The organism is Vibrio sp. QJM3NY_15 (assembly GCF_057785995.1).
This window is the reverse complement of sequence record NZ_CM173517.1, coordinates 1,103,368-1,124,501: the sequence shown is the minus strand read 5'-3', so window position 1 is coordinate 1,124,501 and position 21,134 is coordinate 1,103,368. Positions and strand designations below refer to the sequence as shown.

20 protein-coding genes are annotated in these 21,134 nt (G+C 45.6%); 9 read left to right on the top strand and 11 right to left on the bottom strand.

What is annotated here, in order from left to right; all coding sequences use genetic code 11:
• Positions 1 to 274 precede the first annotated feature (274 nt).
• From AC3CKG_RS05025 to AC3CKG_RS05010, 4 genes are all read left to right on the top strand, one after another.
• Positions 275 to 886, top strand: coding sequence for a magnesium transporter (locus AC3CKG_RS05025; protein WP_488528916.1), 612 nt, complete (start codon positions 275 to 277; stop codon positions 884 to 886).
• The gene (locus tag AC3CKG_RS05020; RefSeq protein ID WP_017107610.1) at positions 886 to 1,875 is read left to right on the top strand and encodes an efflux RND transporter periplasmic adaptor subunit; all 990 of its coding nucleotides are present in this window, start codon (positions 886 to 888) and stop codon (positions 1,873 to 1,875) included. Before AC3CKG_RS05025 ends, AC3CKG_RS05020 begins: the two co-directional genes overlap by 1 nt.
• Positions 1,876 to 2,141: 266 nt before the next feature.
• Positions 2,142 to 4,118, top strand: coding sequence for an alkyl sulfatase dimerization domain-containing protein (locus AC3CKG_RS05015; protein WP_065112139.1), 1,977 nt, complete (start codon positions 2,142 to 2,144; stop codon positions 4,116 to 4,118).
• A 168-nt stretch (positions 4,119 to 4,286) separates the two neighbouring features.
• A complete protein-coding gene (locus tag AC3CKG_RS05010) occupies positions 4,287 to 4,778 on the top strand; it encodes a hypothetical protein (RefSeq protein WP_488528915.1) in 492 nt (163 codons plus the stop codon).
• Between the two features lie 106 nt (positions 4,779 to 4,884).
• Here the strand turns inward: AC3CKG_RS05010 and cyoE are convergent, their stop codons facing one another.
• The 7 genes from cyoE to AC3CKG_RS04975 form a co-directional block, all read right to left on the bottom strand.
• Positions 4,885 to 5,757 (bottom strand): heme o synthase, encoded by an 873-nt coding sequence (cyoE, locus tag AC3CKG_RS05005; protein WP_488529226.1) that lies wholly within the window; start codon positions 5,755 to 5,757, stop codon positions 4,885 to 4,887.
• A gap of 8 nt (positions 5,758 to 5,765) precedes the next feature.
• Complete coding sequence (cyoD, locus tag AC3CKG_RS05000; RefSeq protein WP_010439794.1) at positions 5,766 to 6,077, bottom strand: cytochrome o ubiquinol oxidase subunit IV; 312 nt, start codon at positions 6,075 to 6,077, stop codon at positions 5,766 to 5,768.
• Complete coding sequence (gene cyoC / locus AC3CKG_RS04995; protein WP_080967339.1) at positions 6,077 to 6,712, bottom strand: cytochrome o ubiquinol oxidase subunit III; 636 nt, start codon at positions 6,710 to 6,712, stop codon at positions 6,077 to 6,079. The genes cyoD and cyoC overlap by 1 nt, the downstream gene beginning before the upstream one ends.
• Complete coding sequence (cyoB, locus tag AC3CKG_RS04990; RefSeq protein ID WP_488528914.1) at positions 6,684 to 8,759, bottom strand: cytochrome o ubiquinol oxidase subunit I; 2,076 nt, start codon at positions 8,757 to 8,759, stop codon at positions 6,684 to 6,686. The genes cyoC and cyoB overlap by 29 nt, the downstream gene beginning before the upstream one ends.
• Before the next feature lie 5 nt (positions 8,760 to 8,764).
• Positions 8,765 to 9,661, bottom strand: coding sequence for a ubiquinol oxidase subunit II (gene cyoA / locus AC3CKG_RS04985; RefSeq protein ID WP_077680639.1), 897 nt, complete (start codon positions 9,659 to 9,661; stop codon positions 8,765 to 8,767).
• A gap of 728 nt (positions 9,662 to 10,389) precedes the next feature.
• Complete coding sequence (locus AC3CKG_RS04980) at positions 10,390 to 13,488, bottom strand: efflux RND transporter permease subunit (RefSeq protein ID WP_488528913.1); 3,099 nt, start codon at positions 13,486 to 13,488, stop codon at positions 10,390 to 10,392.
• 8 nt (positions 13,489 to 13,496) lie between these two features.
• Positions 13,497 to 14,612: an efflux RND transporter periplasmic adaptor subunit gene (locus AC3CKG_RS04975; protein ID WP_488528912.1), complete on the bottom strand. Its 1,116-nt coding sequence runs from the start codon at positions 14,610 to 14,612 to the stop codon at positions 13,497 to 13,499.
• A 200-nt stretch (positions 14,613 to 14,812) separates the two neighbouring features.
• Between AC3CKG_RS04975 and AC3CKG_RS04970 the strand changes: the two genes are divergently transcribed.
• A complete protein-coding gene (locus AC3CKG_RS04970; protein ID WP_108116961.1) occupies positions 14,813 to 15,427 on the top strand; it encodes a TetR/AcrR family transcriptional regulator in 615 nt (204 codons plus the stop codon).
• Between the two features lie 22 nt (positions 15,428 to 15,449).
• On the opposite strand, the gene AC3CKG_RS04965 is transcribed toward AC3CKG_RS04970, so the two are convergent.
• A complete protein-coding gene (locus tag AC3CKG_RS04965; protein ID WP_488528911.1) occupies positions 15,450 to 16,346 on the bottom strand; it encodes a LysR family transcriptional regulator in 897 nt (298 codons plus the stop codon).
• A 156-nt stretch (positions 16,347 to 16,502) separates the two neighbouring features.
• Between AC3CKG_RS04965 and AC3CKG_RS04960 the strand changes: the two genes are divergently transcribed.
• Positions 16,503 to 16,808 carry a monooxygenase gene (locus AC3CKG_RS04960; RefSeq protein WP_488528910.1) on the top strand — a complete coding sequence of 102 codons (306 nt, stop codon included), beginning with the start codon at positions 16,503 to 16,505 and terminating at the stop codon, positions 16,806 to 16,808.
• Between the two features lie 76 nt (positions 16,809 to 16,884).
• Complete coding sequence (locus AC3CKG_RS04955) at positions 16,885 to 17,259, top strand: hypothetical protein (protein WP_017109985.1); 375 nt, start codon at positions 16,885 to 16,887, stop codon at positions 17,257 to 17,259.
• 100 nt (positions 17,260 to 17,359) lie between these two features.
• On the opposite strand, the gene AC3CKG_RS04950 is transcribed toward AC3CKG_RS04955, so the two are convergent.
• The 3 genes from AC3CKG_RS04950 to AC3CKG_RS04940 all read right to left on the bottom strand — a co-directional run bounded on the left by AC3CKG_RS04950 (position 17,360) and on the right by AC3CKG_RS04940 (position 18,991).
• The gene (locus AC3CKG_RS04950) at positions 17,360 to 17,878 is read right to left on the bottom strand and encodes a lipocalin family protein (RefSeq protein WP_488528909.1); all 519 of its coding nucleotides are present in this window, start codon (positions 17,876 to 17,878) and stop codon (positions 17,360 to 17,362) included.
• Positions 17,879 to 18,028: 150 nt separating this feature from the next.
• Positions 18,029 to 18,829 carry a helix-turn-helix transcriptional regulator gene (locus AC3CKG_RS04945; protein WP_488529225.1) on the bottom strand — a complete coding sequence of 267 codons (801 nt, stop codon included), beginning with the start codon at positions 18,827 to 18,829 and terminating at the stop codon, positions 18,029 to 18,031.
• Between the two features lie 15 nt (positions 18,830 to 18,844).
• Entirely contained in the window at positions 18,845 to 18,991 is a 147-nt protein-coding gene (locus AC3CKG_RS04940) for a hypothetical protein (protein ID WP_488528908.1), read from the bottom strand.
• A 52-nt stretch (positions 18,992 to 19,043) separates the two neighbouring features.
• On the opposite strand from AC3CKG_RS04940, the gene AC3CKG_RS04935 reads away from it, so the two are divergent.
• Both AC3CKG_RS04935 and AC3CKG_RS04930 read left to right on the top strand, forming a co-directional pair.
• A complete protein-coding gene (locus tag AC3CKG_RS04935; RefSeq protein WP_017109988.1) occupies positions 19,044 to 19,220 on the top strand; it encodes a hypothetical protein in 177 nt (58 codons plus the stop codon).
• A 125-nt stretch (positions 19,221 to 19,345) separates the two neighbouring features.
• Entirely contained in the window at positions 19,346 to 21,046 is a 1,701-nt protein-coding gene (locus tag AC3CKG_RS04930; RefSeq protein ID WP_488528907.1) for an amidohydrolase, read from the top strand.
• Positions 21,047 to 21,134: the final 88 nt, after the last annotated feature.

The window sequence follows — 21,134 nt, the reverse complement described above, 5'->3', positions numbered from 1 at the left end:
AGAAAGCCACACGAATATTAATTCGAACGCTTCATCGCCATTTCATTTACGTCTGCTGACAAATAATAAAGATTGATTTGTAGAGAAGCATATTCGCTTCTTGATACCGAGAATCGGTTGTCTGGACTGTGCAATATCACTTTAAATATCATCTGTTACTTTTGTTTATTATGAGCACTAATCTACCCACATAATAGACATCTACTTTTTAAGATGTCATTAAAGGTTACTTCTAGGCTGCAAATTCTCTCTTCTTATTGATGTAGGTTGAGATATGAACTTTATAAAAATCATTTTCCAGAAAATCTGGGCCGTTGTGATGGTCTTGATTAAATTCTGCCTGTTTATGGCGGTAATGTTTGCTGGTGCATGGGCTCTTGCACCGTTAGGCACAATCCATTCTAAAGACATCGACATGTCTCAATTCAACAATCATCCCAATGAAATGATGATGAACTTCTTCCAGATGGAGTACTTCTCTGGTTACTTGTTCTCAGTGACGATTGCTGTTGTATTAGCCGGTATTTACGGCATGTGGCAATTGCATGAACTGGGAGTGCATAAAGCAAAAGAGCACAAAAGCGCTCACGTACAGATCGTGTTTGCACTGTCACTTTGTGGACTGTTCATCAGCAAAACATTTTGGGTTATCGCCTTGGTTATCGCATTGGCGAACTGGAAACATATTGGTCAATCATTGAGTGATGTTATTCGCCGTGGTGTTCAGCCTAAACAAGATGCGACTAATGCAGCGACAACCGCAGTCTACGTAACACCTGAACAATCGGTAACAAATCAGTCTCCAGTAGAACAGTCTTCTAAAGAACAGGCTTCAGAAGAAAAGGCTCCAACAAAACCATCCCCTACAGAAAAAGAGGTCGCATAATGAAAGAGATGATGATTCCATACATCCTAATTGTATGGTCACTGTTTGCGACAGGTGCACTGAAGAAGAACTTCAAAAACTACACGTGGGCTGCCATTGGCGGCGTAACAATCCTTGCGGTATTAGCGGTTATCTCTCGCTTATGGGCACCGGTTGATTTAACCAACTCAACCACAGTGAAAGCACCACACGCGGTAATGTCACCTATCTTTGGTCAGCAGATCGACAAAGTGCTTGTTGAGCACAACCAAATGGTTAAAGAAGGCGACGTAATTTACACACTCGTCGACATCGATTCTGCCGCAGACAAAGCAAAGATCGAATCTTCAATTGTTCAGAAAGAAGAAGAGATCAAGCAAATGACTCGCGACTTAGAGCGCGCTGAAACGTCACCTGAAATCTTCAATATGCGTGACGTAGAAAAGTACGACTCAGATCTTCGAGTGCTGCACGCTCAACTTGTATCGTTAAAAGCCGATCTACAAAAAGTAAATTGGGCGCAAGAGAAGAAAACCATTAGAGCTGAATTTGATGGTCAGGTATCGATAGTGAATATTGCTGAAGGTTCTGTAATGGGTAACATGCACCTCTACAACACCAGCAAAAAATTCCTTGAGATGCGCATTTCAGACCAAACTTACGGCTATGTTCAAGTAGGAGACTTCGCAGAGTTCTTCGTTGATGCCTACCCAGGGCATGTGTTCCGAGCAAAAGTACACAGCTTTAATGCAGGTACGGGTGAGTCGAGTATTTCTCCACTTCAGGGGCCACAAAGCGTAGGTCAACACGTGGTAAGAAACGGTAACGGTTTAGGCCGTACCATCGTACTTGAGATCATCGAGCCAGAAGGTTTCAATATCCCAATTGGGTCAGCTGGCGCAGCTTGGATTTCTGCTGAGAAGCCACATCCGTTCTGGGGCTTTATTGATGTAATCGGTGCGGCAACGGTTCGCCTACAATCTTACAAGTCTTACTTAGGTGCTTGGTAAGTACTTAGGTTCTCGGTAAACACTTATATAACAGCCATTAGTTCCAAATTAAATGCCCTGAATGTCAGGGCATTTTTGTATCTGTCACAAGCTAATCTAGCTAATTGATTCAGATCAATTAAAATCGCTAATACAATTATTGGCGGAATAAAACATCGTAAAAACGATAGATTGAAATCCTATTAGCGCGTAGATAGCGCCCCCTCTCCTGTCTATTATTTGGCTCAAGAAATCCAATTCCTGTATCCAAATATAAGGTCACTATCATGACTAACACATTCAAAAAAATGGCACTTCCAGTTGCAATCGCGAGTGCACTATTTGCTTCTGGCTTTGCATCAGCAACGCCTGTTGTAGAAGCAACATCAACGGTAGGCCAAGAGCTTCAAACCGCAAATGCAGCTCAATACCAAAACATCGACCTTGATGCGCGCTACAAAAGCGAGGTTCTATTCGAACACGAATCAAACATGTTCTGGGGCAAAGGCGAACGTATCCAAGTGCTTTCAAAAACGGGCGATTCACTGGCTTTCACAGAAGAGTCTGATCACGTACACCCAATCCTAACCAAGCACGGTCGTAAAATGGACCAAGCGATCATCAAAGTTGATGACAATGTTTACCTTGGTTACGGCTTCGGTCTAGACACTCCAGTCATGATCGAAGGTGACGATGGCATCATCATCGTTGATCCAGGCGAATCAGTACAAATGGCCGAATCGGTAAAAAACCAATTCCGCGCAATCACAGACAAACCAGTAAAAGCGATTATCTACTCGCACAACCACATTGACCACATTTCTGGTGTTCGTGCATGGGCAACAGATGAGCAAGTGGCTTCTGGTGAAGTGAAAATCATCGCTCAAGAAGATCTGACTCAAGCTGTCGCTAACTGGTCTTCAAACCTAGGTACACTGTTTGGTCACCGCACTTCTTACACAGGTGCAAAACACGTTGAAGAAGGCGAGCACGGCACAGTAAACGATGGCCTTGGCCCTCGCTTCATGCAAGGTGATATCTCGTTCATTGAGCCTAATATGCTCGTTGAAAAAAATGGCACATTAGACATCACAATCTCTGGTGTTCACATGCAGATCGTAAACGTGCCATCTGAAACTAAAGATGAAATCGTTGTTTACCTTCCAGAACAAAAAATCCTGCACGCAGCAGAGGTTCTACAAGGCGAGAACTTCCCGAACCTACACACAATTCGCGGTACGAAATTCCGTGACCCAAGCATGTGGTTCAAGGGTATCGACGTTATGCGTCAATTCGATACAGAAATCATGATCAACTCTCATGGTCGTCCTGTTGAAGGCAAAGAAGCGGTAGCGGATGTACTAACGGCTTACCGTGATGCAATCCAATACACACACGACCAAACGATTCGTCACATGAACAAGGGTCTAACACCTGACGAACTTGTTGAAGTTGTTAAGCTACCTAAACACCTTGCCGACCACCCTTGGTTAGGTGAGCACTACGGTACTGTTGCACACGCTGTTCGCCAAATTTACGTAGGCTACAACGGTTTCTTCGAAGCCGATCCGTGGCAGCTAGAGCCAATGGCTTACGAGCAACGAGCTAAAGCGTTCGTAGAAATCATGGGCGGTCGTGACAACATCATTGACACAGCGAAAGCGGCGATCAAAGCAGAAAACTACACATTTGCAGCAGAGATTCTTTCTTACCCAATCACGGTAAACAAAGACGACATGGAAGCTCGCGCACTGAAAGCACAAGCTTACAAAGCATGGTCTGCAGACCAAGTGAACATCAACTGGCGTAACTGGGCATTAAATGCCGCTGCTGAGCTAGAAGGTACTCGCGATTTCTCTAACATGATCAGCTTTGCTTCTGTAGACGTTCTAACAGCCCTACCAAGTAAGCAGATCTTCGACATGATGACGTCGACTCTAATTGCAGAGAGCACGTTAGATGTAAACATGGCGCTAACGTACAACTTCTCTGATACGAATGAGTCATTCACTATCGAAGTTCGTAACGGTATTGCACAGCTTCATGAAACAGCCGTAGAAGGCGCAGATGTTCAAATCAACACTTCTCGTCAAGTGCTGAACCAAATCCTGATGGCTGGCCCTAATGCTCAGCAAGTGATTGGTAAGAACATGCAGTCTGGTGAATTCAAGTTCTCGAATGGCGATATCAAGGGCTTCGGTCTCTTCATGAGCTACTTCGACAAGCCTCTTTCTCCTGAAGAACTGATGCTTATCGTTCGTTAATTGGATATACACCAATTAAAGGCCTGCTAAGGATGGCGAGCCGATAACTAAGGGACCCATAGTGGTCCCTTTATCGTTTATTTATTGGTACAGTTCGCAGCCTTCACTCAACGATCTAGGTCTATTGTTGAAGTAAGAAAACTGCCCTACTTCGTTTAAGGTTCACACATGCTAAAACGTTTTGTTCTATTGCTTTCACTCAGTTCTTCTCTGGTATTCGCTTGCGGCTTACACCAAGAAACCGGGTTTAGTTTGGTGACCGAACCGGGCTCACTCGAAGTATTTGGTAACATCATTCATGCTCGACAAGATGACGAGTTCGGAAACCTAAACAAACCGGATCATTTCAAACTGTTTGCGATAAAATCAGCCCTCGCAAAGGCACATCCGAGTAAGATTGAATTCAACTTATTTGAAGCGATTAAAGGCCACTACAGTCAAATCAGCATTGAAAAAGGCGTGAACGTTTCAGGAAGAGACACTTTGCCGACAGAGAACGATTTATTGTTTATTACAGAGCTCGATGTGTTCGATGCATTGGCGAACGGAACGATCTCTTGGGATCAAGCGACACTGAATGGCTTAGTGGTAATCAATGGCCCTCAAGACAAACGAGAGCAACTCGAAGATTGGTTTAGTGATATTTTCGAGGGGCTGTAGTTCTCAGCTGAACGGCAATATAGATGACAAGATAAACAGACAATCAGATAAAAGGTCGTTGAACCCTCGGATTTAAAAACATTGAGGGTTCAACGACAAAACTAAATCAAAAAAGCGTAGGCAACGGAATCAGTTCCAGTCCAAGTACGCCGCTGATGCTCATCACCACCAGCAGAGAGACCTTGAATACGGTCTTTGACCACTGGATGTAGTTAAGACAATCAACCTTACGGAACGTCACTTTGGTCCACATAAAGCAAACGGCTGCCGACACGGCTAGGTATTCATAACCCGCCTCTCCGAGTAAAAATAACCCCAGAGCAACCGCACCAAACGCCACCACATAAGCTTTCATGTGCTGATGTGCTTTATCAACGCCCTCTTTCACCGGTAAAACAGGAATGCCTGCATCGCGGTAATCTTGAATGCGGAACATCGCAATCGCATACGAGTGTGGCATTTGCCATAAGCAAAACATGATGAACAGCAAAACCGCTTCTAAGCTCAAGTAATTCGTCACACCAAGGTAACCAACTAATGGCGGAACTGCACCAGAGATACTGCCAACTAAGGTGCCGTAAACCGAATTACGCTTGTACCACATGGTGTAGAAAAAGACGTAAAACACATAGCCAAGCAACACCACAACCGCAGACATCGGATTAACAAATTGAAACAGCAGCGCCGTGCCTGCCAACAACATAATTAACGCATAGATAAATGCGACGTCTGTGTTGATATTGCCCTGAACCAATTCACGGTTCTGGGTACGTTTCATTTTCTGGTCGATATCTCGATCAAAGATGTTGTTCACCACGCAACCTGATGCAATCACAAGCCCTACACCCGCTAAAGTCGTCAGTAACAACATCGCACTGGCTGGTTCTGTTTTTGCGGCGAGAAAGAACCCCGCCGCAACAGAAATCAGGTTGCCGAAAATGATGCCCGGTTTGGTAATAGACAAATATTTTTTCAGCATACCTTGGCCTACAACTTCATGTTGACGTTCATGTTGTAGATGATCCATACCGAGCCAGCGATAAGAATCAATACAACAATGGCAGTAAACATCAGTGACACCAAGTTCCAACGCCCATCGGAAGATTTCGCTTCCATATGTAAGAAGTACTTAAAGTGCACAAAGATTTGCACCAACGCACAACCGAACAAGATCACATAAGTTTCCGTGCTTGGTAGCGCATGTGACCACACAATGTAGAACGGAATAATGGTCAGAATCAGTGACGCAATAAAGCCTTTCACGTAATCCGTTGCACCGCTGTCTAGATGCTGTTCCATTACATCACCCCCATTAAGTACACGATGGTAAATACGCAAATCCAAACGATATCAAGGAAATGCCAGAACAGGCTTAAGCACTGGAAACGCATCGACATGTTGTCGTTCAAGCCTTTGGTTGAAAGTTGGTGATACGCCACCGCCATCCAAATCAGACCAAACGTTACGTGCAAACCGTGTGTGCCAACCAAGGTAAAGAACGCAGAAAGGAATGCGCTTTCTTGAGGGCCATAGCCTTCTGCAATCAAGTGATGAAACTCATACACTTCCATACAGATAAAGGCTAAACCCAATACGAAAGTGACTTTTATCCATCGCTTCAGTCCGGTAACGTCTTTGCGCTTCATCGCAATCATGCCAAAGCCAAAGGTGATACTACTGAACAACAGCATCATGGTTTCGACAAACACGAACGGCAGTTCAAAGATGTCTTTGCCTGTCGGCCCTGCGATTGATCCACTCTCAAGCACGGCATAAGTCGCGAAAAGCGTGGCAAACAGGACACAGTCACTCATCAAGTAAACCCAGAAGCCAAACAACTTATTGCCCGCAGCTTCGTGGTGATGATCATGCGAGTGTGCAAGATCATAAGTGTGTGACGGAGTATTAGCTTGCATACGTCGTCTCCAAGTCATCTTTATTGTCGTTGTTATCACTGTCAGCACTGTTACCACGACCAGAATGGTCGCCTTTCACTGACTGTTTCTTCGCTTCTTCAAGCTGTGCACGTCGAGCCGCTTCAATCGCTTTGATCTCTTCAACTTCCACGTAGTAGTCCACATCGTCGTTGTAGCTGTGTTGAATACACGTCACCACGATGCCCACTAAGCTTGCTGCTGCTAACCACCAGATGTACCAGATCATCGCGAAGCCAAATGCCAACGCCCATGCAGAAACATAGATACCTGTCGGTGTATTCTTCGGCATGTGAATACGTTCGTATTCTTCTTCCTGAGTCGGGTCAAACTCACCACTTTGCTTTTGATACCAGAACGAATCGATCTCATCGCCTTTAGGCAATTTTGCAAAGTTGTAGAACGGCGGTGGTGAAGACGTTGCCCATTCAAAGGTACGTCCACCCCATGGGTCACCGGTTAGATCTCGGTTTTGGTCGCGGTCGCGAACACTCACGTAAATCTGAACGAACTGACACACCACACCCATCGCAATTACGCCGGTGCCAGCAGCCGCAACCGCCAGTAGAGGGAAGAACTCAGGGTTGATGTCTTGGCTCAAACGACGCGTCATGCCCATAAAGCCCAGAGCGTAAAGCGGCAAGAACGCCATCAAGAAACCGATGATCCAGCAGTAGAATGCGCGTTTGCCCCAAAGCTCGTTCAGAGTGAAACCAGTCGCTTTCGGGAACCAGTAACCAATCGCAGCAAAACAACCGAAGACAACACCACCGATGATTACGTTGTGGAAGTGAGCAATCAGGAATACTGAGTTATGCAGAATGAAATCTGCGCCCGGTACTGCCATCAATACGCCCGTCATACCACCCACGGTAAAGGTGATTAGGAAGCCCACTGTCCACATCATTGGCGTGGTGAAGCGGATACGACCTTTGTACATGGTGAATAACCAGTTGAAGATCTTAACCCCGGTTGGGATAGAGATAATCATGGTCGCGATGCCGAAGAAGGCATTCACGTTAGCGCCAGAACCCATAGTGAAGAAGTGATGCAGCCAAACCACAAACGCTAAAATAGTGATAGCCACCGTCGCCCACACCAGTGAGGTATAACCAAACAGTTTTTTGCGAGAGAAGGTAGCAGTCACTTCAGAGAACACACCGAAGATAGGCAAAATTAGGATGTACACCTCAGGGTGTCCCCATGCCCAAATCAGGTTCACATACATCATCACGTTGCCACCAAGGTCATTGGTGAAGAAGTGCGTGCCGATGTATCTATCCAAAGTCAGTAACGCGATAGTTACTGTTAGGATTGGGAAAGAGATGATGATCAGGATGTTGGCACACAGAGACGCCCACGTGAATACTGGCATCTTCATCATTGGCATAGACGGAGTACGCATGCGCAAAATAGTCGCGAAGAAGTTCACACCCGTTAACGTGGTACCGACACCGGATATTTGCAGCGCCCATATCCAATAATCGACCCCGACTCCCGGACTTGCCTCAATACCTGAAAGCGGCGGATACGCCAACCAACCCGTACGGCCAAATTCACCTAAGCCCAGTGACATGTTGGTTAGGATGATACCCACTACAAACAGCCAGAAGCTCAAGTTATTCAGATAAGGGAACGCAACATCACGAGCACCAATTTGCAGCGGCACAATGATGTTCATCAAACCGATAACCAAAGGCATCGCGACGAAGAAAATCATGATCACGCCGTGAGCCGTGAAGATCTGGTCATAGTGATGTGGCGGTAAATAGCCTGTCTCACCCGCTGCAGAAAGCAATTGCTGACTACGCATCATGACGGCATCGGCAAAGCCACGAACTAACATCACCATCGCGACTGCAATGTACATGAAGCCTAGTTTTTTATGGTCTACAGAAGTAAACCATTCATTCCAAAGGTATTGCCACTTACCGGCTTTTGTTACCGTATACACCACTAACCCACCTACTAAAGCGATCATGGTTAACGTGAACAAAATAATGGGTTCGTGGTAGGGAATTGAGTCTAGAGTTAATCTTCCAAACATGACGATTATCCTTGGGTTTCCGGCAAACAGTTCATTGAACCTGGGTGCTGGGTCACAACATCAGTGAATAAAAATGGTGGGATACTGGAGAACAGAGTCACAGGTTCAGCCACACTCGGCGCAGCCAAAGAACGGAATTGCTCCCAATCTTCAATACGGTCTGGGCTAGCTTTCACTTTTTCCACCCAGTTTAGAAACGCCACTTGATCAGGCATGGCTGATGCAGTGAATTTCATTTGAGAGAACCCTTTACCACTGTAGTTCGATGCAAAACCTTTAAAGTCACCTTCGTGGTTCGCGATCAAATTCAGCTTGGTCACCATTCCCGGCATCGCGTAGATCTGCGAGCCAAGACGCGGGATAAAGAACGCGTTCATGATGTTGTCTGAAGTTAGCTTAAACGTCACCGGTACATCTTTCGGGAACGCAACATAGTTAACCGTCGCAATGTTTTGCTCCGGATAGATGAACAGCCACTTCCAGTCCAGAGAGACCACTTCGATCACCATAGGCTTAACGTCACTCTCCAGAGGCTTGGAAGGCTCTAGTTCGTGTGTTGTTCGCCAAGTGATGGTGGCCAGAATCGCAATAATGATGATTGGAATCGTCCATACCACTATTTCAATCTTGGTTGAGTGCGCCCAGTCAGGTGCATACTCTTCTGTGGTGTTGCTTTCACGGTATCTATAAGCAAAGTAGATGGTCATCAGGATCACGGGGATGACGACAATCAGCATCAGCAACAGAGCAGTAATAATCAGCTCCTTTTCCTGAACGCCAACGCTACCTTTTGGGTCGAGCAATGCGGAGTTACATCCTTCGAGCATCAGGACGGTTCCCACCAAACCAATCCTCGACAGATTTGCTCTCGATAAAATGCGTTTATATCTTGAAGCTTCCATTAACTTTCTCGATGGTTATCCAGCCTCAGAACGAACGCCCGAGTACTGGTTGTCATGGTCATTAGAATATTTATGTGTTGAGCATGTGAAACGACGCATCTCAAAGCGAAACGGAATTAGCCACTATCTTGAACAGTTGAACTGCCAAGTTAAAACGACAATGCTGCGTAGCCGAAACATTGCCGCACGGTTAAAACCACACAAAAAATATGACTTAATTGTTACGCTTTGAAATACATTGTTACATTTGGCGCATTATGAGGAGTTGAAATTGAAAGCTCACCAAACAAACTTGGAAACTAACCTTCCAGTTATGAAAGTGAGATGTGGGAAATTGATGCAATTCAGACGCACAACATGAACGTGCCACACGAGTCGAGCCATGTGCGGAAAAGGATTAAAGCGAAACGGGAGAGAGAAAAGTAAACACGCAGTAAAAACAACAATGATTGATTACATTAGAAAGAGCGAATTAATCAAAGTGTGATGACTGTCAAATTTATGAATTCACATAAGATTTTAAAGGTATTTAGAAAAGACATCACTTCAGACAGCAACCCATCAGGTATTCAAATAACACCCTGCTTTTTATGATAATCATGTCAGTTATACGCAGCAGAAAACGGACAGAAATGGGGATAAAAAGCCGATTTCATGAGTATTTTGATGGGTTTTAAGTGGGTGTTACTCCCCTCAATAGAGAGGAGTAAGGGTTACCAAAGAAGAGATTATGCTGTTGGTTCGACGACGGTTTTGCGCTGATTTTTAGTCATCAAATGATAAACCACAGGCACAAAGTAGAACGAGATAAGAGTGGTTAATACGGTACCGCCGACAATCGCGACCGCAAATGGAGGCCAGAAACCGCCACCAGCAATAATCAACGGCATAAAGCCACCAACGGTTGTAATCGTGGTCGAGCTGATATGACGCGTACACGACATCACAGCTTCTACCACCGCATCCACATTACCGGATGAGGCTTGCTCATCGAGTTTCAATTCCGTCAGAATCACGATGGCGGCGTTAATCGCTAAGCCCGCAATCCCAAGCATGGCGATGATCACCGTAAAGCCAAATGGATAACCGAAGATCCACACCGACAACAGCCCTAACCCACCAGCCAATCCTGCGACCATGAAGATGATGCTACTCATTCGGAACGAGTTGAACGACATCACCACCACCAACACCATCAATACCACCACAACGGCGACATTCGAGATCAGGCTATTAACTGAATTGTCTCGTTCAGCGGATTCGCCACCAAAGCCAATCGTGTAGCCCGATGGCATCTCATAGTCTGCTAGGCGTTTTTGGAACTCATTTAGGACAGTTTGAGGTAAGACACCCGCTTCAATGTAACCCTCGATGGTATTCACACGCTGCCCGTTACGACGAGTAATCGCACCACGACTGGTCGTCAATTCCAGCTCCGCCAGAGTCGACACATTGATGCCCGTTGAGTACACCTCAGAGCTTATCGGCAAGCGAATATTACTTAAGTGCGCTAAGTTTTCACGCGCGTCATCCGCAACACGAACACGGATTGGCACCGATTCACTGCCCTCAATTACCGAGCCGCTTTCACGACCAGTCAGCGTGGTTTGCAACATGCCTGCGAACTGGTTCAATGAAATACCGTTGAGCTTTGCAGTGTCTTCATCGACCTTCAACCACACCTTCGGCGTACCCGGTTGCAGTGTTTCCCTTGTGTGCGTCACATGAGGAACACCCGCCAGAATCAAGCGAACATCTTCACCAATTGCTTTTAACGTATCAAGATTTTCACCATACACACGCAGTTCTACTGGCGCGGTAAATGGAGGCCCTTGGTTAAGCTTTCTCACCAAGATCTGCGCCTGTGGTACTTCTTTATCTAACACCTTTTGAAGTTCAGGAATTAGCGCATTGGCTTGATCAAAGTTTTCTGTTTTCACCATTGCTTGCGAGAAGTACGGCGCGTTGTTTTGTCTAGCTTGTAGGTTGTAATAGAACGATGGGAAGTTTGCGCCCACTAACCAATCGATACGTTCTACTTCAGGATAACGATGAATGATATCGTCGATTTTTTCAGAGGTATTCTTGGTCGCATAAATGCTCGCTTGCGGCGGCATGTACACCTGAATCTCAAACATGTCTCTATCTGATGGTGGGAAGAATTGCTCAGTCAGCTGAGACATACTCCAATAACCAGTAAACGGTACCAACAACACCAAAGCAATCGTGATGATTGGATGCGTCACACCAAAGCGGACAGAAGACGAGAACCAACGTGTCAAAGCCGGAATTCTCAAACCAGTCATATACCAATGGTGCTGACCTTTCTTATCAACATCACTGAGTTGTTTCGGCAGTAACTTGGTCGCCAAGCCCGCAATCAAGGTGTGCGAAATGATGTAAGAACCGATCAAAGAGAAAGAAACGGTAATCGCAATACCACCGACGAACTCTCCCGATGCGCCAGGCATCAAAATGATCGGTGCAAAGGCTAAGACAGTGGTGAGTGTCGAGCCCAGTAACGGTACCCATAAATGCTTCAACGCATTCATGGTCGCTTCAGCGCGCTGTTGCCCTTTCAGGCGATAAGCTTGAATGGTATCAACCATCACCACCGCGTTATCTACCATGATCCCAAGCGCGACTATTAAGCCCGTCACCGACATCTGGTTGATTGGCACACTGGTCATCTTCATGATCGACAGCGTCAGCAATGAAGTTAACGGCAGAGAAATCGCCACCAATATCGCAGCACGAACACCCAAGGTGACGAACAGCACAATCAAGATCAAACCAAAACCGATCATCAAGCTTTTACCTAAATCGTCTAAGCGTGTTTCGGTATAGCCTTGCTGATTGAAAAGCACGTTGACCTGAATATTGCTCGGCAGCTCTTGCTCAAATCGACTGATGAGCGCGTTGGCTCGCGACGTCCAGTTATCGACTCGCAGATCTGGGTGCATTCTTGCCGCGACAATCACACCCGGCTCACCATCAATAATGGCAATCTGGTCTTGCGGGGTTTTCTCACCACGTTTCACAGAAGCAATGTCTTCCATGCGGATGATGTGACCATTGCTGTCGGTGGCTATTGGCACTTGTTTAATACGTTCAATGGAATCAAGCTCAGACTTAATCTCTAAGCCAAAGCGAGAATAAGCACTGACCAATTCTCCGGCAGAGTTTTTCGCATCCGCCCCTTCAAGCGATTCTGCGATATTGGCACTGGAACGACCAAGCGCGGCAGCATCGGCAGTGCGTAAACTGATTTGAATCTCTTCTTGCGGCATCCCATATTCATCAACGAATTCAGTTCCCGACAAGGTTCGTAATCGCTTAGCGAGTTCTTTGGCATAACGACCCAGCGTTAATCTGTCAGGTTCACCCGCGCCAGACCACGTCAATGATGCGATAGTTGTGAAAGCATAGGTATGATCACTGTCGAGATCGGGAGAGTGAGAACCCGCAGGCAAAATGGATTCGATGTCAGACAGTTTGTCACGAGCTTGAGACCAAACTGGCTCAGGCTCGGTAATCACATCATTGAGTTCCAAAGTAACAATCGACACACCCGGTCTTGACGTCGAGCTGACGAGTTTAACCTCACTCAGCTCACGCAGTTTGTTCTCGATGACCTCGGTGACCAAGGTTTCAACACGCTCAGCACTGGCTCCGGGGAAGCTCGTTGTGATGTTCGCGTAGCGGTTGATGATTACTGGATCTTCTGCACGCGGCAGAGTCATGAACGCAGAAATACCACTCACCATCAACAGTGCGGTCATTAAAATAAGCAATCGAGTGTTAGAAATAGTCTCTATGATTTTCATACTATTTCCTATTCAGCAGTAACGCTGGCTGGCTTCACGGTTTGGCCGGGAACCAAACGATGTAAACCACTGGATATCACCTGCTCGCCTTCGCTGATTGCACCGCTCACGTAGGCTTGTTGGTTGTTGGCAAACAACACCTGCACGCTTCTGCGTTCAACCTTATTATCTTCACCAATAACGAAGATATTCCACACACCACGTAAACCATCGATCAAACCAGTGAGCGGAACCCAGTAACCTTGGTCATCGATTTGCTCATCAAACTTAAGGTACGCAAGTTGCCCTTCTAAAACAGAAGCTTGCTCCGGAAACAGGTAACGTAGGCCAACACTGCGAGATTGAGTATCCACCATCGCCCCCGGATTAAGCAGGCTCACAGCGAAATCGTCTCGCCCGACACGAATACTTGGTGAAGAAAGCGAAGTTACTTTTTGCATTTGATGGGCAGGAATACCAATGAACGCTTCTTTGCCCTCAGAAGCAAGCAGTGTCAGGGTTGGATTACCCACATTTACAACATCACCTAAAGAGACAAAGCGTGTTGCGATGGTGCCTGAATATGGCGCAAGAATTGTCGATTTCACCAGCTTCAATTGATTGCCTTTTACTGAAGCATCAATGCGCAGCAAGTTAGCCTGCAATACACGTTGTTCACTAGTAAGGGAATCAATCTCAGCCTCGGCACTGAAGCCCTTTGCTTTCAGTGAACGTTGACGCTTCAAGTTTGCCGCCACAAGGCTCAGTTGTGCTTTGACTTCTTCGGCTTGCGCTTTCAGTTGGCTCGATTCAGTCTGCAACAGCTGGGTGTCTAACCGGATTAAGGGTCGACCTTCGGTTACTGTGTCACCGACATCCACTAGAATCTCGTTTACTTTACCCGCCAATTCAAAACCAAGATTCGCCTGTTGCCCTGCTTTTACCACACCAACATATTCACGCTGTACCGCATAAGAGGAAGATTGCGCTAAGGCCATCGTTTCCACGGTTAAAATGGTTTGGACGCTCGAAGCCGTTTCAGTGGTTAAATCAACCGACTCTTGGGCTTGTTCCTTTTCGCCACATCCAACAAGAAAAGCCGATAGAGATAACGCCACCGCACTTCCCTTCATCAATTTATACATACTCACTGTTCCTATGCGGTACTCAATCCTATTCTTTTTTTAGACTAACCAAACCAAACTAGACTGTCTAGTTTGATTATGTTAGAAATAAGTTTCATCGTTAATGATTGATAAAACCATCACAAAAAGCATAATGCTTAGCGCAGAACGAAATGCATTGAACTGAGCAACACCAAGTACCAAGCAACGAGAAACAGCACGTGACTAAAATCATCAAGAGTGAACAGAAGAGATCGCAGATCTTAACCGCAGCAAGCCAACTTTTCTCTGATCATGGCTTCAAGATCAATATGGATCAGATAGCGAAAGCGGCGAACGTTTCTAAGCAAACGGTCTACTCCCACTTTAAAAACAAAGACGAACTTTTCGAAACCTGCATGCAAACCAAGTGTGCGGAACGCGAACTCAGCCCTTCAGCGTTTGATATGAATGCCACTTTGGAAGAAGAATTGGTGAAGTTTGGTGTGAAGTTTCAAGATTTGTTACTTGATGAGCAATCTAGGCAAACCTTTCAAAATGCGGTGAGCCAATCCAACACACATCCAGAAATCGCTTCTATTTATTTAGAAACAGGGCCACAGAAGACCACTAAGTTACTCGCTGATTATTTGCAGTCGAAAATCGATTCGGGTGACTTAACGCTTTCAACATCAAGTTCACCGATCATTGCTGCACGACAATTGTTGCTGATGTTTCATGGTAAGTCGGCTTATTGGGCATTCTTCGGACACGACAGCGGCGAGTCTGACAATGAAAGACTGAATTACACGCGCGAGTGTGTTGCACTATTCTTAAACAGCAACCAACCTCGCTAGTTTGAGCCCAATTGAATGAGGGTTAGTTAGCAGGAGCAGCTGACTCTAGCAGTAATTCGTAGAACCGTTTTGCAGCAGGGCCTGTCTTTGCCCCTTTTGGCAAAGTGAGATGAAGCGGGACTTGGTATCCACTGCCATTTTCGACATTCAACACCGTGAGCTTGTCACTTCCTCGACTCTCAACAATGTGTTTGGGTAGTCGACAATACCCGACTCCCTGCTCTACCGCGCCAAAGGCATGATCGAAATTATCGACCGTAATACGCTGACTCGACTTCAACCAACCCACATCCTTTTTCTCGCCCAGCTTTTCAACCGATCCTAAGTCTCGAACCACAATTTGTGGCAGCGACGACAACTGGTTTAGCGATATAGATGACACGTTAGCTAAAGAGTGCGAACTTGCGACAACGGGCTCCATCATCGTAAAACCAAAGGCTTCTGCTGAGTAATTAGTAATAGGCAGGTTGATGATAGCCACATCGGCCAGTTCTTGAGTCACCATTTCCGTCGTCTTAGACAAGGATGTTTCAATCACTTGTATCGATGTGGTGTTGTTCTCCGCCAAAAATGCAGCCATCGGTTGATAAAGACGTTCAAGACAGCACAAGTGATCAACCGCAACCACAATTTCAGACTCTACACCTTTCGCCAGTTGTTCACTGATCAACTCCAACTCTCTGGCTTGTTCCAGCATGCTACTCGCTCGGCGCAACAGTGATTTCCCATCCTCCGACAATACAGCCCTACGACCTTCAACCTGCACTAAAGTCACGCCTAATTGATCCTCCAACTTTCTCAGCGCATAGATCAGCGTGGTGTGACTCTTGTTCAATTGCAGTGCCGCTGCCTGAATACTGCCTGCGCGGTCAATCTCGTAAAGGGTTTGCCATTGGTCGAGGGTGGTTTTCAATCTCATTGGTCTAAAATCCTGACAGTTAATAACTATATTATGAACTTTTCTGTCTGTTTTTTACAGGTAATATCTATTTCAACAGGCAATCAAGCCTCCTATGTTTTGCGGAATGACCATGAGTCTCAGCGCAATACCAAGTAACTGTTTGGAGAAATAACCATGAAATTATTACAAGTCGATTTTGAATTTTCAGGCCCATTTGGTGAAGAGATGTCGGACGCGCTCGTTGACCTAGCAAAGTCTATTAACAACGAACCGGGTATGATCTGGAAAATCTGGACAGAAAACGAAGCTGAAAAACTGGGCGGTGGTGTCTACCTTTTTGAAGACCAACTCAGTGCAGAGACGTACCTAGCGATGCATAGCGCTCGCCTTAAACAGATGGGCGTCGACGAAGTACGTGGTGTAATTTTCGACGTGAACCAGCCTTTAACTACCATTAACAAAGGCCCAATCAACGGCTAGTTAATTCGCTGAATGAAAACAAAGCGATTGGAATGAATAAAGAATTAGCGAAAGGCACGAGATAGAGAGATAACAAATGAACAATAAAACGTTTTTAAGCCTACACGGCATCATTTACGCAGGGTTTGCCTTGGCGTTGTTTTTCCTACCAACGGTCATGTGGCCTATGTACGGCGTAGAAATTAATGATAAGTACGCTTACTTTCTGTCTCAGCACACCAGTATCTTCCTTGGTGGTATTGCCGCGATAAGCTGGTTATTGCGAGATATTGAGCCAGGAATCAGTGCTAAAAAGCTCGTACAAGGTTTGGTTGTGACCAATATGCTGGGTGCCATCATCACCTTATATGCCGCGTTTACAGGCATTTTTGTTGGTTTTGGTTGGAGTGACCCTGCGTTCTTCCTATCACTATCGGTGCTCAGTGTGTTGCAGATTCGTCGACAAGGCTAGTTCATACAAAATACCAAACCAAACCAATAAAAAAGGAACAGATGCATTCATCATCTGTTCCTTTTTCTCAATCAACTGTCGTTAACCTAGCGCGCTCAGCTTATTTGCTGTGCTCAACGTAAATCAATTCCTCAGTATTGAAGCCACGCTCTTTAGACATCGCTTTGAACTTCTCCATCACTTCTGGCGCAACCTCTGGTGTTCTTGAAAGTAACCACAAGTAGTCAGTATCTGGGCCCGAAACAAACGCGTATTGGTAATTCTCTTTGTCCAACTCGAACACCACATAAGCTCCGTAGAAAGGACCAAAGAAAGACACTTTTAGATAACCCTGATCGCTACCTTCGACAAAGTACGCCTTACCTTCCGCCTCGTTCCATTCGCCATCTTCAGCCGAATAGCCGCGGTTAATCACCTTCACACCGCCATCATCACGAAGGCTGTACTCAGCACTGATGTTATCTAAGCCACGCTCAAACGAGTGGTCTAAACGAGCCACTTCGTACCATTTTCCTAAGTATCTATCCAACTCGAACTGTTGAACGGGCTTTACTGTTTCAGGCATGCCCACGCAACCACCCAATAGAATCACACTAAGCAGCAATAATATTTTTTTCATCCTAACCTCGGCTTGTTTTTATTAGTAATGCGAGTAAGCCTTGTGAAAACATAAACTTACATCCTTGGCAATACGTTAAATCCATTTTTAAAGTTCACCTAACTGTAATTTATTCAGAATCTTATGTGAATTGTTTAGTCTGCGAATGAATCAATGGTGTTTCATTGCTATTCGATATTGAGTCGGAGTCACCTGCTTATACGATTTAAACTGACGATTAAAGTTGGCTTGGTTGTCGTATCCCACTTTCTCCAAAATCAGATTCACTGGCAACGAAGTATTAATCAATAAATCACACGCCACATTGAGCCTAATTTTCTTTAGCCTTTGACTAAAGCTCTCATTGTAATGTTTTTGAAATAGGCGCCTAACGCTACTCTCACTAATGTAGAGATGCTTGGCTAAGTCATTAACCGAGATGTCGTGATTAAAATTGTTCACCAAGAAAGCTTCAACCTTGTCCAACTTATCGCTGACTTCATCTTCATCATCCGAGTTGAAGACAGGGTTAATCAACTGCACTACCTCTTGATCCTCAAGCAAAAGTGCAAACAAAGAGAACAAGGTAAGCAGTTGTTGATGTGGCGACTGGTTCATCACCTTATTCAACAATTCCGTCGCTTTCTCTGCAGTCGCGGGCGAAAACTGAAGCCCTTTCTTTGATTCTTCGAGCAAAGCACGCAGCGGTTCGAGCTCTCGACAGCACGCTATCAATTGTTCTATCCAATCTTTGCGAAACCAAACTACGTGCGTTTCACATATTCTCGAATCATCAGTGCTCTCGTCCGAATAGATGGCATGAGGTAAATCTGGTCCAACCAAGATCATGTGGTTATGAAACACATCGCTTTGGTGATGCCCAATAAAGCTATGGCCAGTAAAGTGACGATGAATCGCTATTTCGTACTCTTCATGTCGGTGCCAACCATAGCTTTTACCGTTCTCGACGATTTTTTTATAGCGCCATTATGTGCCAATTCGTTGTGGCACTTTTTCCAAGTAACCTTTCATTGCGATGCTCAGTGACGTTTTAATATTGAAAGTATACGCACCAAACCATTCAGATGAGCACATTGACTGAAAAGTATTGAACATTGCGCTAACGATACTCATCCGGTTGTCACCGCTAAATATACTTCAGGTGAACTTAATCAGGAGAGCAACTATGGACACTTTATTATTAAAAATCCGCGATATGATTCTTGCCACACGTCAGCAGTGGATAGGTGAGATCACCTACAACCACAACATTAAGGGTGAGCACACTTGGAAACTCTATGGCTATAACTCTTATGACGAATACAAAAAAGATCTGCGTGAAAGCCTAAAAAAAGAGTCGTGATTGAAGATTTGTTCAAGCCACAATTTATTGATTAGTCGCGGATTTTATTTGTCATTCATGTAGAGTTTCACACTGGCCACTCGCTTTCTATACTTACTAAACAGTGGAACATGGAATAAATAACAATGAACAATAAGCTCACTTTGCCACGCACTGCATGGATTGCATTATTCGCTAGCCTAGTCACTGTGCCATCGGCTTTTTCTCAAAGCCTAACCGCAGACCAGATTTTTACCAATGCCGACATATATGGGCATCGCGAGTCAGACTCGATCGTTACCCATAACGGCAAGATCATCTTCATCGGTGACCACGCTCAGGCGCAATCTTTTCAAGGTCAGAGTACCGATGTCATCGACTTGGAGAATGCCTTTGTTTTGCCGGGGTTCATTGATAATCATAACCATGTGTTTGAAGCCGCCTCAGAGCTGGGTGGCAATTGCGAACTGGACTCTGAAGCCACATTAGAAGAGCAAATCCCTTACTTAGAAGCGTGTAAAATCAATGCCGAAACCAATGGTCGAGGCTGGCTGATGGGCTATGGCTTTTCTTTGGAATCGACACTCGACAGCGACTCTGAATACACACCACTTGAGATTATCGACAGCATCTTCCCTGATCGCCCCGTGGTGCTTATGGAGCAAACCTCTCACTCGATGTGGGTCAACTCGAAAGCCTTAAAAATAGCCAGAATCAGCCAACAATCTCCGGATCCACAAGGTGGCGCTTATTTAAAAGACCCAGACAGCGGCAAGCTCAATGGCATCTTATTAGATAACGCTGGCGACCAAATTATGGAGATGGCGTGGAACAGCCAAAGCGAGCTCTTTGAACAAAGCTACCAAGGGTTAATGTTCGGTCTTGAAGAAGCCGCTGCGCACGGCATTACCACCATCGGTGACGGCCGGATGTATTGGAAACGAGGCTGGTATGACGTTTGGCTAGAAGCGGAGCAAAACCAAGATTTGACGGCTCGCGTGTCATTACGCCCTTGGGTTTACCCATCAATGGCGATGCCCTCTCAATTAGAAGTCTTCGAGAAGATGTATTCAGATGATAAAAGCCGTCTGTTGCTCGTCGATCAGGTAAAAATGTACAGCGATGGCATCTTCATTAACGGTACAGCAAAAACACTCGCGCCCTATTTAGATACCTATCTGCCACAATCTCCCAATGGCCTAAACTACATTCCACCAGCACAGATGAAAGAGTGGCTAACCGCGCTCGATAAAATTGGTTTTAGCGCTCACATTCATGCGATTGGTGATGGTGCCGTTCGTGAATCTCTTGATGCGATTGAAAGCGTGCGTAAACAGGGTTCGCAAAAGCCTTATACCCTCACTCACGTAGAGTTAATCAATGATGAAGACGTTCCCCGCTTCAAGCAGCTCAATATCTCGGCGGACTTCCAAGTCGGTTCCGATTACGTAGCCAAGCATCAACACCAATGGGCCGAAGCTTTCCTTGGTGCTCGCCGTGCCAAAGCCATGATGAACCTAGACGCGATACTTAAGACTGATGCCAATATCACCTTGAGCAGTGACTGGAACGTACACGACATTAACCCATTGGTCGGCATCGCGAATAGCCTAATCATGGGCAAAACAGGCCTAACTGATATCTACACAGCTATCGACGCTTACACGCTCAATGCAGCCAAAAGTCTTGGAATAGAAGACGTCACGGGTTCTATTGAGGTTGGGAAATCAGCGGACTTCGCGATTCTCGACCGAGACATCACGACAGTGTCAGCAAGACAAATAGCCAAGACTCAGGTGTTGATGACAGTGTTAAGAGGGGATGTGGTTTTCGAAGATATGGATTAGCAAACCAATGTTCGACACAAAGCCGTTTGCTACTCGTTAATTTGCTATCCGTTAGCTCACTTCCAATTGGATCGCTAAAAAGTATCAG

Excerpts from the sequence above, each read along its gene's own strand:
- AC3CKG_RS05025 (WP_488528916.1), top strand. The coding sequence starts at position 275 with ATGAACTTTATAAAAATCATTTTCCAGAAAATCTGGGCCGTTGTGATG.
- AC3CKG_RS05020 (WP_017107610.1), top strand. The coding sequence starts at position 886 with ATGAAAGAGATGATGATTCCATACATCCTAATTGTATGGTCACTGTTT.
- AC3CKG_RS05015 (WP_065112139.1), top strand. The coding sequence starts at position 2,142 with ATGACTAACACATTCAAAAAAATGGCACTTCCAGTTGCAATCGCGAGT.
- AC3CKG_RS05010 (WP_488528915.1), top strand. The coding sequence starts at position 4,287 with ATGCTAAAACGTTTTGTTCTATTGCTTTCACTCAGTTCTTCTCTGGTA.
- cyoE (WP_488529226.1), bottom strand. The coding sequence starts at position 5,757 with ATGCTGAAAAAATATTTGTCTATTACCAAACCGGGCATCATTTTCGGC.
- cyoD (WP_010439794.1), bottom strand. The coding sequence starts at position 6,077 with ATGGAACAGCATCTAGACAGCGGTGCAACGGATTACGTGAAAGGCTTT.
- cyoC (WP_080967339.1), bottom strand. The coding sequence starts at position 6,712 with ATGACTTGGAGACGACGTATGCAAGCTAATACTCCGTCACACACTTAT.
- cyoB (WP_488528914.1), bottom strand. The coding sequence starts at position 8,759 with ATGTTTGGAAGATTAACTCTAGACTCAATTCCCTACCACGAACCCATT.
- cyoA (WP_077680639.1), bottom strand. The coding sequence starts at position 9,661 with ATGGAAGCTTCAAGATATAAACGCATTTTATCGAGAGCAAATCTGTCG.
- AC3CKG_RS04980 (WP_488528913.1), bottom strand. The coding sequence starts at position 13,488 with ATGAAAATCATAGAGACTATTTCTAACACTCGATTGCTTATTTTAATG.
- AC3CKG_RS04975 (WP_488528912.1), bottom strand. The coding sequence starts at position 14,612 with ATGTATAAATTGATGAAGGGAAGTGCGGTGGCGTTATCTCTATCGGCT.
- AC3CKG_RS04965 (WP_488528911.1), bottom strand. The coding sequence starts at position 16,346 with ATGAGATTGAAAACCACCCTCGACCAATGGCAAACCCTTTACGAGATT.
- AC3CKG_RS04960 (WP_488528910.1), top strand. The coding sequence starts at position 16,503 with ATGAAATTATTACAAGTCGATTTTGAATTTTCAGGCCCATTTGGTGAA.
- AC3CKG_RS04955 (WP_017109985.1), top strand. The coding sequence starts at position 16,885 with ATGAACAATAAAACGTTTTTAAGCCTACACGGCATCATTTACGCAGGG.
- AC3CKG_RS04950 (WP_488528909.1), bottom strand. The coding sequence starts at position 17,878 with ATGAAAAAAATATTATTGCTGCTTAGTGTGATTCTATTGGGTGGTTGC.
- AC3CKG_RS04940 (WP_488528908.1), bottom strand. The coding sequence starts at position 18,991 with ATGAGTATCGTTAGCGCAATGTTCAATACTTTTCAGTCAATGTGCTCA.
- AC3CKG_RS04935 (WP_017109988.1), top strand. The coding sequence starts at position 19,044 with ATGGACACTTTATTATTAAAAATCCGCGATATGATTCTTGCCACACGT.
- AC3CKG_RS04930 (WP_488528907.1), top strand. The coding sequence starts at position 19,346 with ATGAACAATAAGCTCACTTTGCCACGCACTGCATGGATTGCATTATTC.